This is a genomic window from Isoptericola variabilis 225 (assembly GCF_000215105.1).
Taxonomy (GTDB): Bacteria; Actinomycetota; Actinomycetes; order Actinomycetales; family Cellulomonadaceae; genus Isoptericola; species Isoptericola variabilis_A.
Genome location: NC_015588.1, coordinates 2,763,896 through 2,779,434, shown reverse-complemented (window position 1 = coordinate 2,779,434; position 15,539 = coordinate 2,763,896). Strand labels below are relative to the sequence as shown.

The following is a 15,539-nucleotide window of genomic DNA, read 5'->3' as shown; positions in this document are numbered from 1 at the left end:
GGCGTGAACGCCCGTCGATCCACCACTGCGAGCGCGGCCGAGCCCACGGCCGTGGTGCCGCCGGCCGAGCCCGCGCCGGAGCCGTCGGCGGCCCGGACGAACGGCCGTCCTCGTCTCGTCACGCCCCCCACGCCGGCCGAGCAGGTCGAGGCCGCGGCCGAGATCTGGCGCGCCTCTCTCGTCGAGCTCGTCGGCGGCTCGAGCCTCGCCGACGTCGGCATGCTCGGCGAGGCGGTCGTCGACCTCTCGGCCGCCCATCCCTCGGGCGTGGCCCAGCTCTTCGCGGGCCGCCCCACGCGCCTGAGCAACCTCGTGCGCGAGGGCGCGACGCTGCCCGCGGCGCGACGTCGTGCACGGGCCGTCGCCTCCCGCTCGGCCGAGCACGCGTCGCGGTACGGGGTCGCGGCCACGTACCTCGCGATCGGCGTGGCCACGTGGACCGAGCCCACCGACGGCACCGAGCCGCCCGGCCCCCAGCGCAACGACGTCGCGGCGCTCGCCCGCGTGGCCGGTGCCGCCGCTCCCGTGGCGTCCGCCCGCGTCGTCGACCGGGACGAGGACCCGGAGGACTCGGCGGATACGCCCGAGGAGGCCGACGGCACGAGCGACGCGTCGGGCGCGCCCGCCGGGGCGCCGCCGTCGGGCGACGACGACGGCGAGCTGGTCCTGACGACCTCGATCCCGGTGGTCACGATGACCGCCCGCGACGGGGCGCCGCCCCGGCCGTCGCCGCGAGCGCCGCACCCGCCCGGGCCGGACGACCTGCCCGCGGCCGGTCGGACGGTGCACGCGCCGGTGCTGCTGCGGCCGGTCACGCTGACACCGCGGGGCGACGGCGAGGCGGACTACGACCTGACGCTCGAGCCGACGGCCGAGATCAACCCCGTCGTGGCGCGGACGCTGCGCGCGCACGGGGCGCTGCTCGACCCGGCGTCCCTCGCGCAGGCGACGTTCACGCTCGCGGGCTTCGACCCGACGGACGTCCTGGCGCGCATCGCGGCGCTGGGCGAGGCCGTCCTCGAGGGCTTCGAGCTCGACCGGCGCATGCTCGTGGGCACGTTCGTCCACCCGGGGCAGGTGCTCGTCGACGACCTCGACGAGCTCGCGCCCTCGCTCGACCGGCACGAGGTCGTCGCGGCGCTCGCGGGCGTCGACGCGGCGCAGTCGGCGCTGGCCGAGGCGGCGCTGCCCGAGCTCACGCGCGCCGACCCCGACCCGACGCGCGAGCGGGGCGTCGGCGACCTCGACCCGCACCAGCGGCACGTCGTCGAGGCGCTGGCGACCGGCAGCCACCTGTTCGTCGACGCGCCCGTGAGCTCCGACGTCGCGGGCACGCTCGCGGCGGTGGTCGCGGAGGCGACGGCGGCCGGGCGGTCGGTCCTGTACGTCACGGGGCACCGGCGGGCGGCCGACCGGCTGTCGCACCGGCTCGCGGGGCTCGGCCTCGAGGGCCTGCTGCTCGACGTCCCGCCGCACCCGACGTGGCGGCAGGACGTGTCCCGGCGCCTGCTCGCGGCGATGGCATCCGAGCCCGAGCAGGTCGACACCGAGGACATCGCGCGCGTGCGCGACGCGCTCATCGGCGCCCGCACGCAGCTCACCGGGTACATCGAGGCGCTGCACCGCCCCCGGGCGCCGTGGGGCGTGTCCGCGTACGACGCGCTGCAGGCGCTCGCGCGGCTGACGTCGGAGCGGCCGTCGCCGTCGACGACGGTGCGCCTCGCGTCCGAGTCGGTGCTCGGCCTCGACGCCGCACGCCGGCGCGCCGTCGCGGGCGACCTGCGCCGCGCCGCCGAGCTCGGCGCGTTCACGCTGCGCCCGTCGGCGACCCCGTGGTTCGGCGCCGACCTGCACTCGGCCGAGGACGCGCGCGACGCGCTCGTCCGGGTCGGCCGCCTCAAGGACGCGACGCTGCCGCAGCTGCGGCGCCAGATCGCGTACACCGGCGAGGTCACGGGCCTGGCCGCCCCGGCGACGGTCGCCGAGTGGGGCGACCAGCTCGCGATGCTCGCCGGGATGCGCAGCACGCTCGACGTGTTCCACCCCATGGTGTTCGAGCGCACGGCCGCCGACCTCGTGCAGGCGACGGCGTCGCGCCGCTGGCGCGCCGAGCACGGCATCGAGATGGGGTGGTTCACGCGGCGTCGCCTGCGCAAGCGCGCCAAGGACATGGTCCGCCCGGGCGTGCGCGTGCCGGACATGCACGCCGCGCTCGTCGAGGTCCAGGCCCAGCGCGAGGTGTGGGCGCAGCACGCGGTGCGCGGCGGCTGGCCCACGCTGCCCGAGGGGCTGTCGAGCATCGAGGACACCTACGAGGCCGTGCGGATCGACCTCGAGGCGCTCGAGCCGGTGCTCGCCACGACGCCCATGGGCGGCAACCTGACGCACCTCGACCTCGACGCGCTCGCCGAGCGCCTGCAGCGGCTCGCGGGCGACTCGACCGCGCTCGAGACCCTGCCCGAGCGCACTGCGGCGCTGCGCCGCGTGCGCCAGGCGGGGCTCGCCGACCTCGTCGAGGACCTCGCGGCGCGCCGGGTGCGCCCGGAGCTCGTCGGAGCCGAGCTCGAGCTCGCGTGGTGGTCGTCGGTGTTCGAGCAGATCCTCGCGGCCGACCCCGCGCTCGCCGGGCAGGACGGCGCGGGGCTCGACGCGCTCGCCCGGCGCTTCCGTGAGCTCGACCGCCGCCACGTCGAGGCGCTGTCGGTGCCCGCGCGCGTCGCGGCGCGCGCCCACCTGGGCCGGGCGATGCGCGAGCACCGCGACGACGCCGAGGCGCTGTTCACCGAGCTCATCGAGGGTCGGATGACGACGCTGCGCGACCTGGCAGAGCGGCACGGCGAGGTCCTGCGCCGGCTGCGCCCGGCCCTGGTGTCGACGCCGACCCTGGTGCCGCACCTCCTGCCGGCGACGCGCACGGTCGACCTCGTCGTGCTCGACGCCGTGCAGCACGTGCCGGTCGAGGTCGTGGTCCCCGCGATCGCGCGCGGGCGCCAGGTCGTCGTCGTCGGGGACCCGCGCTCGGCGTCGGGCAGCGCGGTGCAGGAGCTGTCCGCGCTGCTGCCGACCGTGACCCTCCAGCCGCGCGAGAACCGCCGCGACCCCGAGCTCACGCGCCTGCTCGCCGCGCACGGCTACGACGGCCTGCTGCGGCCCGCGCCGCTGCCGCGCGCCGAGGCGCTCGTGCACCTCGACGTCGTGGACGGCACGGGCATGCCCGACCCGGTCTCGGGCACCGTGGAGAGCACGCAGGCCGAGGTGGACCGCGTCGTCGAGGTCGCGATCGAGCACGCGCTCACGCGGCCCGAGGAGACGCTCGGGATCGTCACCGTGACGGCCGTGCACGCCGACCGGATCCGCGAGGCGCTGCTCGCCGAGGTGCGCGCCAACCCGGCCCTCGCCCCGTTCTTCTCGGGCAGCCGCCCGGAGCCGGTCGTCGTCGCCGACATCACGGGGGTCGCCGGACTGTCGCGCGACACGATCCTGCTGTCCGTCGGCTTCGGCCGGACGCCGCACGGGCGCGTGCTGCACCGCTTCGGCGTGCTGGGCGAGCCCGGGGGAGACGCGATGCTGCTCGGTGCCCTCGGCGCGACGCGCAAGCGGCTGCACGTCGTGTCGTGCTTCCCGTCCGACGCGCTCGACCCGGAGCGCCTCCGCGGCGCCGGGCCGAACCTGCTCGCCGAGGTGCTCGCGTTCGCCGAGCGGCGCTCGGGCGCGGCCGACCAGGTCGAGCTCGGCAACGGCGTCGACGTCGCGCGCGCCCCCGACAAGCTGCTCGTCGACGTCGGCGAGCGGCTCTGGCGGCTCGGCTACCTCGTCGAGACCGACTACGGCACGGGCGACGGGGACCGGATCCCGCTCGTCGTCGGCCACCCCGACCTGCCGGGCGAGCTGCTCGTCGCCGTGCTGACCGACGACGCCGCGTACGTCGCGGAGCCGTCCGTGCGGGTGCGCGACCGCCAGCTCGCCGAACGCCTCGAGCGCCTCGGCTGGGTCGTGACGCAGGTGTGGAGCGCGGCGGCGTTCCTCGACCCCGACGGCGAGGCCGAGCGTGTGCGCCGGCTCGTGCAGCGCGTCCGCGACGAGCGGATCGGGACGGCCGGCGGCGTCGTGCCCCCGCGCGAGGTGCCCGTGCTGCCCGACGAGGACGACGAGGACGACGGCACCCCGCCCCCGCCGCCCACCGACTGACCGTTGTGAGCGGACTTCTGGCCCACTTCCCGACCGGGACGTGGGCCAGAAGTCCGCTCACGGCTGCGGGAGAATGGGTCGCGTGAGCGAGCAGAGCCCTTCCGAGCGGCCCGACGGCGGCACCCCGGTCGACGGGGCGTCCTCACCTGCGCGGCCGGACGCGTCCGGGCGCCGGCGTCGCGGGCCGCGGCGTGCGGTGCGGCGCGGCACCGAGCGCGAGCCGGTGCTCGGCGTGAGCGCCGACGAGCGCGGCGGCCACGGCTCCAACGACGAGCGGCTCGAGCGCGACGTCCCGCCCCACTGGTAGACCACGCCGCCCGGACAGCGCTGTGGGCGTGATTCCTGGCCCGTTCTGCCCGGTTCGACCGGGTTCTACGGACCAGAGATCACGCCCACAACGGTCGGAATCAGCCGCGGTTCTGGTTCTGGACCACCAGCAGGTCGCGGATCTCCTGGAGCAGCAGCACGTCCTCGGCCGGCGCCTCGGGCTCCGGCTCCTCGCCCTTCTTGCGGCGCTCCGCGAGCCGGTTGAGCGGCATGACGATCGCGAAGTAGAGCGCGGCGGCGACGATCAGGAACTGCAGCACGGCGTTGAGGAACCCGCCGACGGACAGGACCGACGCCTCCTGGGTCTCGGTCGCCGCCCGGAGCGTGATGTTCCACAGGCCGCTCAGGTCCGGCTTGCCGAAGATCGCGCCGATGAGCGGATTGAGGATGTTGTTGACGAGGGCGTTGACGACCTCGGTGAACGCGGCACCGATGATGATGCCGACGGCGAGGTCGATGACGTTGCCCCGCATGATGAAGTCCTTGAAGCCCTTGAGCATGGTTCCCCCTGGGGTCGTTCCGAGGCCGAGCAGGCGCTCGGCGCGGCCACTGGAGATTCTTTCCCCGCCCGGGCAGGACCGCAACGGATAGCGCGCAGGGGCGCCCCTCAGGGCACCAGCACCGCTGAGACGACCCCGCGCGCGGACGCCGCCGACAGCGCGGTCGCCTCCTCGGGCTGTACCGCGACGAGCGTGACGGGCGCGTTGCGCTCGGTGACGGCACCGCCCAGCAGGGACGCGCCGCCCTCGTCGGCCGCGCCGGTCACGCCCGGCAGGACGAGCGCGCCGCGCGCGAGGTGGTGCGTCCCGTCACCGTCGCCGGCCGGCCTGGTCCCCTCGGCCTCGAGGTGGGGCTCGAGGTGCGGATCGAGCACAGACGCATCCACCGCGACGAGGTCGACGCGGTCGCCCGGCCGCAGGAGCCCGCTCGCGGCGCTGTCGAGCAGCACGGGCACGACCACGGTGCCCTCGGGCGCGTGAGCCGCGACACCGCCACCCGCGACGAGCGTCGCGTGCAGCGGAAGGCCCGCGGGCAGGTCGACCGCGGGCACCCGTCCCACCGCGTCGGCCGTGGCGGTGACCACGCCGTCGGGGGCGAGCTCGGCGGGGACGGGCCGGACCGTCAGGTCGGCGGCCTCGACCCGCTCGCCGGCGACGAGGGGGTGCAGCGGCACGACGACGTCGACGGTCGGCGGCGGGTCGGGGCGCAGGGCGTGCACGGTCGCGGTCGCGGCCAGCCCGCAGCAGACCGCGACGAGCACGAACCGGGCGCGCCACAGGGCGGTCCGCAGGCGGCGTCGCAGGCCGCGGCGACGTGCCGCGGCGTCGGGAGAATCGGTGCGCATGCGCCGCACGCTAGGGCGGACGCGCGGCGGGCCCGCCGGCGGCGGGCGGCTCCTGTGGACGAGGCCGCCCTGGGGGCGGCCTCGCCGCGCGGGCTCAGGCGGACGCGGCCTTGGAGCCGGACGTCGACGACGACGTCGAGCTGGTCGACGACGACGAGCCGCTCGAGCCGCTCGACGACGAGCCGCTCGAGGATGCGGAGCCGTTCGACGACGAGCTCGACGACGAGGACGTCGAGCGCGAGTCGGTCCGGTAGAAGCCGGATCCCTTGAACGTCACACCCACCGAGCCGTACACCTTGCGCAGACGGCCCGTGCACTGCGGGCAGGCCGTCAGGGCGTCGTCGGTGAACGCCTGGTGGATGTCGAAGGCGTGGCCGCAGTCGGCGCACCGGTAGGCGTAGGTGGGCACGTGCTCTCCTCGGACGAACAGGTCGGCAGCCCGGTCGGGGACCGGGCCGGCCGGGTGCCGGGCCGCCCGGCCTGGCACTCGGCCACTGTGAGTGCCAATCATACGCCGGACGGTAGTCTCGCCTGCGTGTCAGCGACCACCACCGCCGAAGTGCCCGACGTCGACGACGCCCCCGCACCGCCCCGCCGGGGCATGTCCCGCCTCCGCAGGCTGGTCGTGGGGATCGCGGTCGTGGTGGCCCTGGCCCTGGTGGCGACCACCGTCTTCGGGGTCGTGACGGTCCGTCGGCCGCTGCCCACCTGGGACGGCGAGCTGAGCGTCCCGGGGCTCGAGGGCGAGGTCGAGGTCGTCCGCGACGCGCAGGGCGTGCCGCACGTCTACGCCGGGAGCGCGCACGACCTGTTCGCCGCGCAGGGCTACCTGCACGCGCAGGACCGCTTCTTCGAGATGGACTACCGCCGCCACGTCACGGCCGGCCGCCTCGCCGAGCTCGTGGGCGACGTGCCCGAGGCCATCGAGGCCGACATGGTGATCCGCACGCTCGGCTGGCGCCGCGTCGCGGAGCAGGAGTGGCACCTCCTGGCGCCCGAGACCCGCGCGTACCTCCAGGCGTACGCCGAGGGCGTCAACGCCTACGTCGACTCGCGCGACCCCGAGGAGCTCGCGCTCGAGTACACCGTGCTCGGGCTCACGGTGGACCTGGCCGAGCCCGAGCCCTGGGACCCGATCGACTCGCTGGCGTGGCTCAAGGCCATGGCGTGGGACATGCGCAGCAACTACCAGGTCGAGCTCGAGCGCGCGCTCGCGTACAGCACCCTCGAGGACGTCGCCCTCGTCGAGGAGCTGTTCCCCCCGTACTCCGACGCCGGCAACGAGCCGATCCTCGCCAACGCCGACCGCACGGACGCGGCCGCCGGCAGCGGCGGGCGCACCGCCGCGCAGGTCTCGCCCGAGTACGCGGCGCCCGCCGTCGGGGGAGCGCTCGACGCCGCGCGGCGCGCGCTCGACGCCGTGCCGGTCCTCGTCGGTCGCGGCGAGGGCACGGGCTCGAACTCGTGGGTCGTCTCGGGCGAGCACACCGCGTCGGGCGCGCCGATCCTCGCGAACGACCCGCACCTCACGCTGGGTGCGCCGAGCATCTGGAGCCAGGTCGGCCTGCACTGCGCCACGGTCGACGACTCGTGCCCGTTCGACGTCGCGGGCTTCTCGTTCGCGGGCTTCCCGGGCGTCGTCATCGGCCACAACGACCGGCTGGCCTGGGGCCTGACGAACATGTACGCCGACGTGACCGACTTCTTCGTCGAGCGCGTGCGCGACGACACCTGGCTCGCCGACCGCTCCGCCGAGCGCTGGGAGCCGATGGACGTGCGGACCGAGACGATCCGCGTCGCCGGCGGACGGCCGATCGACATCGAGGTGCGCAGCACGGCGCACGGCCCGATCGTCTCGGGCGTGCTCGACCTCGACGACGTCGTCGACTCGCCGACCGAGGCCGGCACCGCGTTCGGCGAGTACGCCGTCTCGCTCGGCTGGACGGCGCTCGAGCCCGGGCGCACGGCCGACGCCGTGTTCGCGATGAACCTCGCGCAGGACGCCGACGACGTGCGCGCCGCGGCCGAGCTGTTCGAGGTGCCGAACCAGAACATCGTGTTCGCCACGACGGACGGGCACATCGGCTACCAGGCGCCGGGCCGCGTGCCGATCCGCGCCGACGTCGACGGCCCCGTGCCGTCGGACGGCACCTGGCCGCGTCCCGGCTGGGACCCGCGCTACGACTGGCAGGGCTACGTCGACCCGGACGACATGCCGCGGGCTCTCGACCCGGCGTCGGGCTACGTCGTGGCCGCGAACCAGGCGGTGCTGTCGCCCGAGTCGGAGCCGTTCCTGGGCCGCGACTTCGACTACGGGTACCGCGCGGAGCGCATCCGCACGCTGCTCGACGAGCAGATCGCCACCGGCCGCCCGTTCACCGTCGCCGACATGAACCGGATCCAGAACGACGAGTGGTCGCCGTTCGCCGAGGTCCTGCTCCCGGTGCTGCTCGAGGTCGACGTCCCGAACGACTATGACGCCGCCGGACAGGAGCTGCTCGCCGACTGGGACGGGCGCATGGACGCGGACTCGCACGCCGCCGCGTACTTCGCGGCCGTCTGGCGCAACCTGCTCAAGGACACGTTCTGGGACGACCTGCCCGAGTCGATGCGGCCGTCGGGGAACTCGCGCTGGCTCGTCGTCATGCAGCACCTGCTGGAGCGGCCCGAGGACCCGCTGTGGGACGACCGGTCCACGCTCAACGTGCTCGAGAGCCGCGACGAGATCCTCACCCAGGCGCTCGTCTCGGCGCGGCGCGACCTCACGGTCGAGCTGTCCAAGGAGCCGGAGGACTGGTCGTGGGGCGCGCTGCACACGCTCGAGCTCGCCCACCCCGTCCTCGGCGGCGAGGACGTGCCGGGGCTGGTCCGCGACTACGTCAACCCGCGCGCGGTGCCGATGGGCGGCGGCTCGTCGATCGTCAACGCGACCGGCTGGGACGCCGGCAGCGGCAGCTTCGCCGTCCGCACCGGTCCGTCGATGCGCATGGTCGTCGACCTGGGCGACCTCGACGCGTCGACGTGGGTGACCGTCACGGGCGTGTCGGGCCACCCGGCGTCGCGCCACTACTCCGACCAGCTCGAGGCATGGGCGTCGGGCACGACGTTCGCGTGGCCGTTCTCGCGCGAGGCGGTCGGGGAGGCGGCCCGGACGCGGGCGACGCTCGTGCCGTGACGCGCCCGCCGCACGGGTGAGCCCGGCGCCCCCGGCGTGAGCCGGTGCGGCGCGTCAGGCGGGCAGCGCCTGCCAGCCCTCGGGCGTCGCGACGACGTGCACCGGCATGTCGTGGTCCTCGACGGGCAGCGGCCGCTCCTCGGCGTCGTAGATCTCCTCGGGGAAGACCATCGCGACGACCGGCACGTCGGGGCGCGCCTGCTTGAGCGAGCGGTCGTACCAGCCGCCGCCCTGCCCGAGGCGCATGCCGCGCGTGTCGACGGCGAGCGCGGGCGCGACGACGACGTCGGCCTGAGCGATCGCCTCGGATCCGAGCGTGGGGCCGCCCGGCTCCGGAGGACGCCCCGGGGCGCGCTCGCGCAGGTCCTCCTGGCCCGCGTACTCGGCCCAGTCGCGGGCGAGCCCGGCACCCAGGACGGGCAGGAGGATGCGGGCGCCGCGCGCGGCGAGGCGCTCGAGCAGCTCGCACGTGCTCGGCTCCGTGGGGCGCGACGCGTACGTGGCGACGACCGCGGCGTCCCGCACGGCGGGCACGGTCTCGAGGACGTCCGCGAACCGGACGGACGCCTCCGTGCGCAGCCGCGGCGGCCGGGCGGCCCGACGGGCGCGGATCTCGCGCCGCAGCTCCTCCTTCGCCTCGGCGACCTCCATGCCGGGGTAGATGGGGTACGGCTGGCGTGAGCTGGTCGTCGGGTCGCCGCGCATGGCCCCATTGTGGCAGGGTCCCGTGCCGGGGGGAGCCGGTTCCGCCCGGCGTCGAACGGAGGTGCGATGACGCACAAGGTCGCGAGAGGCTGGAGCATGTCGAAGCCGTGGCCCGTGACCCTGCGGGACGACGGCCCGTCGGGGTCGGTGGTCCTGCGTCCGCTGCGTCGTCGTGACGCGGGGGAGTGGATGCGCCTGCGCGCGGTCAACGCGGCGTGGCTCGAGCCGTGGGAGGCGACGTCGCCCACCGAGCAGCCGGCGACGTCGACCTTCGGCGAGTACCTGCGCGTGCTGTCCGCGCAGGCGCGCAGCGGCAGCGCGCTGCCGTTCGCCGTCGAGCTCGACGGTGCGCTGGCCGGTCAGCTCACCGTCTCCTCGATCACGTACGGGTCGCTGTGCTCGGCGAGCATCGGCTACTGGATCGGGCGCGAGTACGCGGGGCGCGGTGTCATCCCGACGTCCGTGGCGATGGCGACCGACTACTGCTTCACGGCGCTGGGGCTGCACCGGATCGAGATCAACATCCGGCCCGAGAACGGGCCGAGCCTGCGCGTCGTCGAGAAGCTCGGCTTCCGCGACGAGGGACTGCGCGAGCGCTACCTCCACATCCAGGGCCGGTGGCGCGACCACCGCACCTTCGCGCTCACCGCCGAGGAGGTGCCCGAGGGGCTCCTGGCACGGTGGCAGCGCCTGCGCGACGCCCTGTAGCGGGGGCCCGCTCCGTCCGCAACCGGTGACGACGTCGCAGGGCGGACCGCGGACACGCCGTCGTCGGTCCCCGGCCGGGCGCGGGCGTGCGCCTACCGTCGTGACGTGGAATCGGCAGCAGGTCTCGCGGCGCTCGCGCTGTTCGTCCTGTGGCTGGGCTACTGGGTGCCGCAGCGCCTGCGGCACCGCCAGCAGCTGCTCGAGTCCCGGGTGGAGGACCGGTTCTCCGGGGGGCTGCGGGTGCTGGCGGTGGCGGGCGGCGGACCGTCCGCGGCGATCGCGCCGCCGGCGGAGCCGCCGCAGGCGCGGCCGCTCCTGATGGCCAGCTCGCCGACCGTGGACGCCGGAGGAGGGGAGCGAGGGATGGCTCAGGTCCCGACAGGCCGCGCGCTGGAGCGGCGGCCGGCCACGGGCGCGACGCCCGCCGTGCGGGCCTCGCGGCTCGCGCTGCTCGAGCGCCGTGCGGCCCGCGCCCGTCGCCGTCTCGTGCTCACGCTCCTGCTCGTGGTCCTCACCGCCGTCGGGTGGACCGCCGTCGGGCTCGGCTACGTCCACTGGTGGGGCGGCGCCGCACCGACCGCGATGCTGGCGCTGGTGCTCGTGCTCGGCCGGGCGGCGGTGGTCGCCGCACGCCGGGCCGACGAGCGCTGGGTCGCCGCGCAGCGCGCCGCGCGCCGCGAGGCGGTCCAGGCGCGGGCGCTGGCCAACGGCGGGCCGTACGCGCCGCGCAACCGTGCACGCGTGACGGGTCGTGCCGTCCACCCGTCGGCGACGCACACGCAGATGATCCCGCGGGTCGACGCCGCCGCCCGCCCCGCGTCGCGCGAGCCCGCCGCCGCACGGGCTCGCGCCGTGGCCGCGGAGGACCGCGCCGAGCCGACGACGGAGCCCGAGCCCGTGCTCGAGCCCGCCGAGGAGCGTGCCCCCACGATCATCGAGCAGCCCGCGCCCGGCACCCGGCCCGGCGGGGTGGGCGGCGAGGCGTGGGACCCCGTCCCGGTGCCGCTGCCGACCTACGTGACCAAGCCCGAGGCGCCGCGCCGCGAGCCCAAGCCGCTCACGGGCGCGACGCCCGTCGCCTCGTCGGCGACTGTCGCGGCCGCCGTCGCCGCGGCCGCCGCGACGGCGACCGCCAGCGCGACCGGCACCGGCGGCGCGACGTCCGAACCGCCGTCGGGCGGCGAGGCGTCTGCGGACGCGGCGGCGGCCTCGGCGGACGAGCTGCTCGCCGACGAGGCGCCGCGCCAACGCACCGAGACGCTCGGTCTGCCGCTCGAGCAGATCCTGGCCCGCCGCCGGGCGGCCGGCTGAGCCGATTTGCAGATCAGCGGTTCCCGGGTGTTAGTCTTGGGACCGCTTCGGGGCCATGGCGCAGTTGGTAGCGCGTCTCGTTCGCAATGAGAAGGTCGGGGGTTCGAATCCCCCTGGCTCCACCGAAGGAAGGTCTCTGACCGGGCGCATGCCGGGTCGGGGACCTTCGTCGTTCGGGCGCGATGCACGTTGCTCGGCCCCTCACGCCGGCCTGGTGACGGCGCTCTGTCCTCGTCAGGCCAGTGATCGGTCCTCGAGCACGGGGAAGTGCTCGATGAGCTCCCGTCATGCCCGAGATCGTCGTGTCCGGCGCGCAGCTCCTGCGCGACGGGTCGGTCAACCTCTACATGGCGCAGGGCGGAACCAACTTCGGGCCGTGGGCCGGCGCCAACCGCGCCGGGGCGCTGCACGACGGCGAGCTCCAGCCCACCATCACGAGCTACGACTACGACGCCCCGATCGACGAGCGCGGGGAGCCGACCGAGACGTTCTGGCGCTTCCGCGAGATCTTGCTCTAGGCGCGGCGCGCGGCCGGCGACGACACGGCCGTCCCCGACGTCCCGGAGCCCACGCCGATGCTCAAGGAGGCCGAGATCCCGCTCGCCGTCGCGGCGGGGTCGGCGCTCGCGGCCGCCCCCGAGACGTGGTCGGCGGACGTGCCGACGCTCGAGGACCTCGGGGTCGACCAGGGCGTCGCGATCCACACGACCGTCCTGCACGGGCCGCGCGAGGCGCTGCCGCTGCAGGTCACGGGCGTCGCCGACCGCGTCACGGTGTACGTCGACGGGCGCCTCGCGGTCGCCGGGCCGGGCCCGGTCGTGTCGGTCGACCTGCCCGCGATCCCGGCCGGCGGGAGCCTGCGCGTCGACCTGGTCGTCGAGTCGCTCGGCCGCGTCAACTACGGCCCGCTCGTCGGCGAGCGCAAGGGCATCACGGGTCAGGTGCGGGACCGGCTTCGAGCGGCGCCCGTCCGACGGGTGAGCACCCGCCGCCCCTGGGACAATGAGGGGCGTCGACCCGGTCCCGCCGATGCGCAAGGATATGTGGTGTGCAACCCCGAAACGCCCGATTCGTCCGCTCTGCCCTGGCCGTCGCCGTCGTCGTCGTGCTGGGGACGACGGGGTGCACCGCGCCGCCCGCGGACGAGCCGCTGCGGTCGGCGTCGCCCGCCCAGCCGCCGCTCGAGGTGCGTGAGCCCGAGTCGCACACGCTCGTGCTGGACTCCTCCGACCCGGCGGAGCTGACGCTGACCGCGAGCCAGGTCCTCTTCGAGCGGTCGGAGCTCGTGGTCCTCGCCGGCTCGGACGCCCCCGAGGCGTTGCCGGCCGCCTCCGCCGCGGCCGCCGCGCTGCACGCCCCGGCGCTGCTGGCCGGCGGCGGCATCTCCGACGACGCGATCGCGTCCGAGCTGGAGCGCCTCGGCGTCGCGACCGCGGTCGTCGTCGAGCCCACCGGCGGGATCGAGGACGTCGAGCGCGTCGAGCCGTCGCCGGCGCCCGACGGCGGCGACGAGCACGAGGTCGCCGCGCCCGGGACGCGGGCCGCGCTCGCCGCGGGCGTCGACGTCGTGCGCCTCGACACGGGCGTCGTCACCGAGGACGGCGAGCTCGCCGAGGGCGACCTCGCCGAGCTGCGCGACGTCCTGCCCGCGACCGGCGAGCCCGTGCTGCTGCGCGAGGTGCTCGCGCTGACCGACCCGCAACCGGGGCAGGAGGCCGCGATCGCGACCGTCCGCGCGGCCGGCGCCGTGACGTTCGAGGTCCCCGGCGGCGACCCCGCGGCCGTGCCCGAGGCGATCGCGATGATCGACGACGCGCAGGCGCTCACGGTCGTCGGCGTGGGCCCGACCTTCGGCGACCCCGACGTCTTCGCGTGGAAGGTACTCACGGCCGAGCACGGCGTCCTCCTGCCGACCGGCGACCAGCACCTGTTCCCCGCGCGCTACGTCACGACCGAGGCGGACCGGCGGGGCGACCCGGCCGCCGTCGTCGAGCGCGCGGCGGCCGCGGCCGCCCCGTACGCGGTCGAGGGCGAGCCGCTCGTGCCGACCGTCGTCGTGCGCACGGGCACGCCCTCGCGCTCCGCCGGCGACGACGGGGACCACGTCGTGGAGGTTCCGCTCGCCGAGCTCGAGCCGTTCGTGCGGGCCGCGCGCGAGGCCGACCAGTACGTGCTGCTCGAGGTCGCCGCGGGGCCCGGACCCGTCGTCGAGGAGGTCCGCGCGCTCGAGCCGCTGCTCACCGTCCCGGGCGTCGGCGTCGCGCTGCACCCCGAGCAGCGGCGCGGCGACGGGGTCGCCACGCGCTCGAACGTCATGGACGCGGCCGAGATCGTCGACGTCGCCGAGTACCTCGCCGAGGTGACGACGCGCGAGGGCCTGCCGCCCGTCCTGCTGGCGGTGCACCAGACGCGCGCCGACTCGGTGCCGGGCCGCGAGACGCTGCGGTCGGTGCCGCAGGTCGAGATCCTCGTCGTCGCCGACCGCACCGGTGGCGCCACGACGGGCGAGTGGGTGTGGAACCGGCTGACGGAGGACGTCCCCGAGACCGTCCGTCTCGGCTGGTCCGGGCCCGCGGCGGTGTACGAGGGCGTCGACCGGCTCGTGCCGACCGAGCCCGCGGCCCCGGTCCTGGTGGCGGCGTCGTGAGCCTCGCCGTGACCGACGTCCCGCACCGCGGGCCCGCCGACCCGCGCCCGCTGCCGATCGTCCCGTGGCCGGTCGCGGTCGAGCCGCTCGACGGCCCCGGCCCGGTGCTCGACGCCGTGCGCCTCGACGCTCCCGACCCGCGCCTCGGGGCGCTCGCCGCCGAGCAGCTCGCCGCCGCGGGCGTGCGGGTCGACGACGCCGCGCCCGTGGGCGTGACCCTCCGGCTCGACGCCGCCGCCGGCCCGCCCGGCTCGCGCAGCGACGAGCGGTACACCTTGCGGGTCTCGGCCGACGGCGTCGTGGCGGTCGCGCCCGAGCGCGTCGGCCTGCTCCACGCCGTGCGGGTGCTGCGCCAGCTCGTCGGCACCGACGGCGTCGCGCCCGCCGTCGTCGTCCACGACGCACCGCGGTACCGGTGGCGCGGGCTCATGGTCGACGTCGTCCGGCACTTCTTCGGCCCCGCCGACCTGCGTGCCGTCGTCGACCTCGCCGGCGCGCTGCGGCTGCGCGTTCTCGCGCACGAGGGCACCGAGGTCGGCATCTCGCGGCTGTGGTTCGACAACCCCGCGACGGAGCCGTTCCTGCGCGACGTGATCGGCGACGTCGCACGGCTCACCGACGGGCCGTACGTCCACGTGGGCGGCGACGAGGTCCTCACGATGGACTCGGACGAGTACACCCGCTTCGTCGAGCTCGCGTGCCGCGTGGTGCGCGAGGCGGGCAAGACGCCCGTGGCGTGGCAGGAGGCCGCGCACGCGCGGCTCGAGGCCGGGACGCTGCTGCAGTACTGGGACCCTCGGGTCGACGCCGAGCCGTTCGTGACCGCCGCGGCCGCGGGCGTGCGGTTCGTCATGTCGCCGGGGAACCGCGCCTACCTCGACATGAAGTACACGCCCGAGCACCCGCTCGGCCTGCAGTGGGCGGGCTTCGTCGAGCTGCGCGACGCGTACGACTGGGAACCCACCGAGGTCGTCCCGGAGCTACCGGCGGACGCGGTCGAGGGCGTCTCCGCCGCCGTGTGGACCGAGACGCTCGCGACGCGCGACGAGGTGGGCCTTCCACCCGACGCCGCAGGTCAGCTGGTCGTTCTAGCGCTGTGGGCGTGATTTCTGGCCCGATTTGCGCTTTTTGGC

12 protein-coding genes, 1 tRNA gene and 1 pseudogene are annotated in these 15,539 nt (G+C 76.0%); 10 read left to right on the top strand and 4 right to left on the bottom strand.

The window, feature by feature from the left end; genetic code table 11:
• Positions 1–3: 3 nt before the first annotated feature.
• Both ISOVA_RS12775 and ISOVA_RS12770 read left to right on the top strand, forming a co-directional pair.
• On the top strand, positions 4–4,188 hold the full coding sequence (locus ISOVA_RS12775) for a hypothetical protein (protein WP_143762135.1): 4,185 nt from the start codon (positions 4–6) through the stop codon (positions 4,186–4,188).
• Positions 4,189–4,270: 82 nt separating this feature from the next.
• Positions 4,271–4,495 (top strand): hypothetical protein, encoded by a 225-nt coding sequence (locus tag ISOVA_RS12770; RefSeq protein WP_143762134.1) that lies wholly within the window; start codon positions 4,271–4,273, stop codon positions 4,493–4,495.
• A 100-nt stretch (positions 4,496–4,595) separates the two neighbouring features.
• Here the strand turns inward: ISOVA_RS12770 and mscL are convergent, their stop codons facing one another.
• Positions 4,596–5,015 (bottom strand): large conductance mechanosensitive channel protein MscL, encoded by a 420-nt coding sequence (gene mscL, locus ISOVA_RS12765; RefSeq protein ID WP_013839634.1) that lies wholly within the window; start codon positions 5,013–5,015, stop codon positions 4,596–4,598.
• A 107-nt stretch (positions 5,016–5,122) separates the two neighbouring features.
• Positions 5,123–5,860, bottom strand: a complete 738-nt coding sequence (locus tag ISOVA_RS12760; protein WP_013839633.1) for an RcpC/CpaB family pilus assembly protein — start codon at positions 5,858–5,860, stop codon at positions 5,123–5,125.
• 110 nt (positions 5,861–5,970) lie between these two features.
• Here ISOVA_RS12760 and ISOVA_RS17540 point away from each other — a divergent pair, with 110 nt between their 5' ends.
• Entirely contained in the window at positions 5,971–6,114 is a 144-nt protein-coding gene (locus tag ISOVA_RS17540; RefSeq protein WP_315897907.1) for a hypothetical protein, read from the top strand.
• Positions 6,115–6,176: 62 nt separating this feature from the next.
• Here ISOVA_RS17540 and ISOVA_RS17535 read toward each other — a convergent pair.
• A pseudogene (locus ISOVA_RS17535) lies at positions 6,177–6,371 on the bottom strand (FmdB family zinc ribbon protein); the annotation flags it as partial.
• A 90-nt stretch (positions 6,372–6,461) separates the two neighbouring features.
• Here ISOVA_RS17535 and ISOVA_RS12755 point away from each other — a divergent pair.
• Positions 6,462–9,035, top strand: a complete 2,574-nt coding sequence (locus tag ISOVA_RS12755) for a penicillin acylase family protein (protein ID WP_041294891.1) — start codon at positions 6,462–6,464, stop codon at positions 9,033–9,035.
• 54 nt (positions 9,036–9,089) lie between these two features.
• On the opposite strand, the gene ISOVA_RS12750 is transcribed toward ISOVA_RS12755, so the two are convergent.
• On the bottom strand, positions 9,090–9,740 hold the full coding sequence (locus ISOVA_RS12750) for a 5-formyltetrahydrofolate cyclo-ligase (RefSeq protein ID WP_013839630.1): 651 nt from the start codon (positions 9,738–9,740) through the stop codon (positions 9,090–9,092).
• A 96-nt stretch (positions 9,741–9,836) separates the two neighbouring features.
• Between ISOVA_RS12750 and ISOVA_RS12745 the strand changes: the two genes are divergently transcribed.
• The 6 genes from ISOVA_RS12745 to ISOVA_RS12720 all read left to right on the top strand — a co-directional run bounded on the left by ISOVA_RS12745 (position 9,837) and on the right by ISOVA_RS12720 (position 15,512).
• Complete coding sequence (locus tag ISOVA_RS12745; protein ID WP_041295461.1) at positions 9,837–10,448, top strand: GNAT family N-acetyltransferase; 612 nt, start codon at positions 9,837–9,839, stop codon at positions 10,446–10,448.
• A 105-nt stretch (positions 10,449–10,553) separates the two neighbouring features.
• Positions 10,554–11,759, top strand: a complete 1,206-nt coding sequence (locus ISOVA_RS12740; protein WP_013839628.1) for a hypothetical protein — start codon at positions 10,554–10,556, stop codon at positions 11,757–11,759.
• Between the two features lie 49 nt (positions 11,760–11,808).
• Positions 11,809–11,881, top strand: a tRNA-Ala gene (locus ISOVA_RS12735).
• Between the two features lie 165 nt (positions 11,882–12,046).
• Positions 12,047–12,277, top strand: coding sequence for a beta-galactosidase (locus tag ISOVA_RS15665; RefSeq protein WP_049788349.1), 231 nt, complete (start codon positions 12,047–12,049; stop codon positions 12,275–12,277).
• A gap of 57 nt (positions 12,278–12,334) precedes the next feature.
• Positions 12,335–13,003 (top strand): hypothetical protein, encoded by a 669-nt coding sequence (locus ISOVA_RS17530; protein ID WP_143762133.1) that lies wholly within the window; start codon positions 12,335–12,337, stop codon positions 13,001–13,003.
• Between the two features lie 1,399 nt (positions 13,004–14,402).
• Positions 14,403–15,512: a family 20 glycosylhydrolase gene (locus tag ISOVA_RS12720; RefSeq protein WP_013839626.1), complete on the top strand. Its 1,110-nt coding sequence runs from the start codon at positions 14,403–14,405 to the stop codon at positions 15,510–15,512.
• The last annotated feature ends 27 nt before the right edge of the window (positions 15,513–15,539 follow it).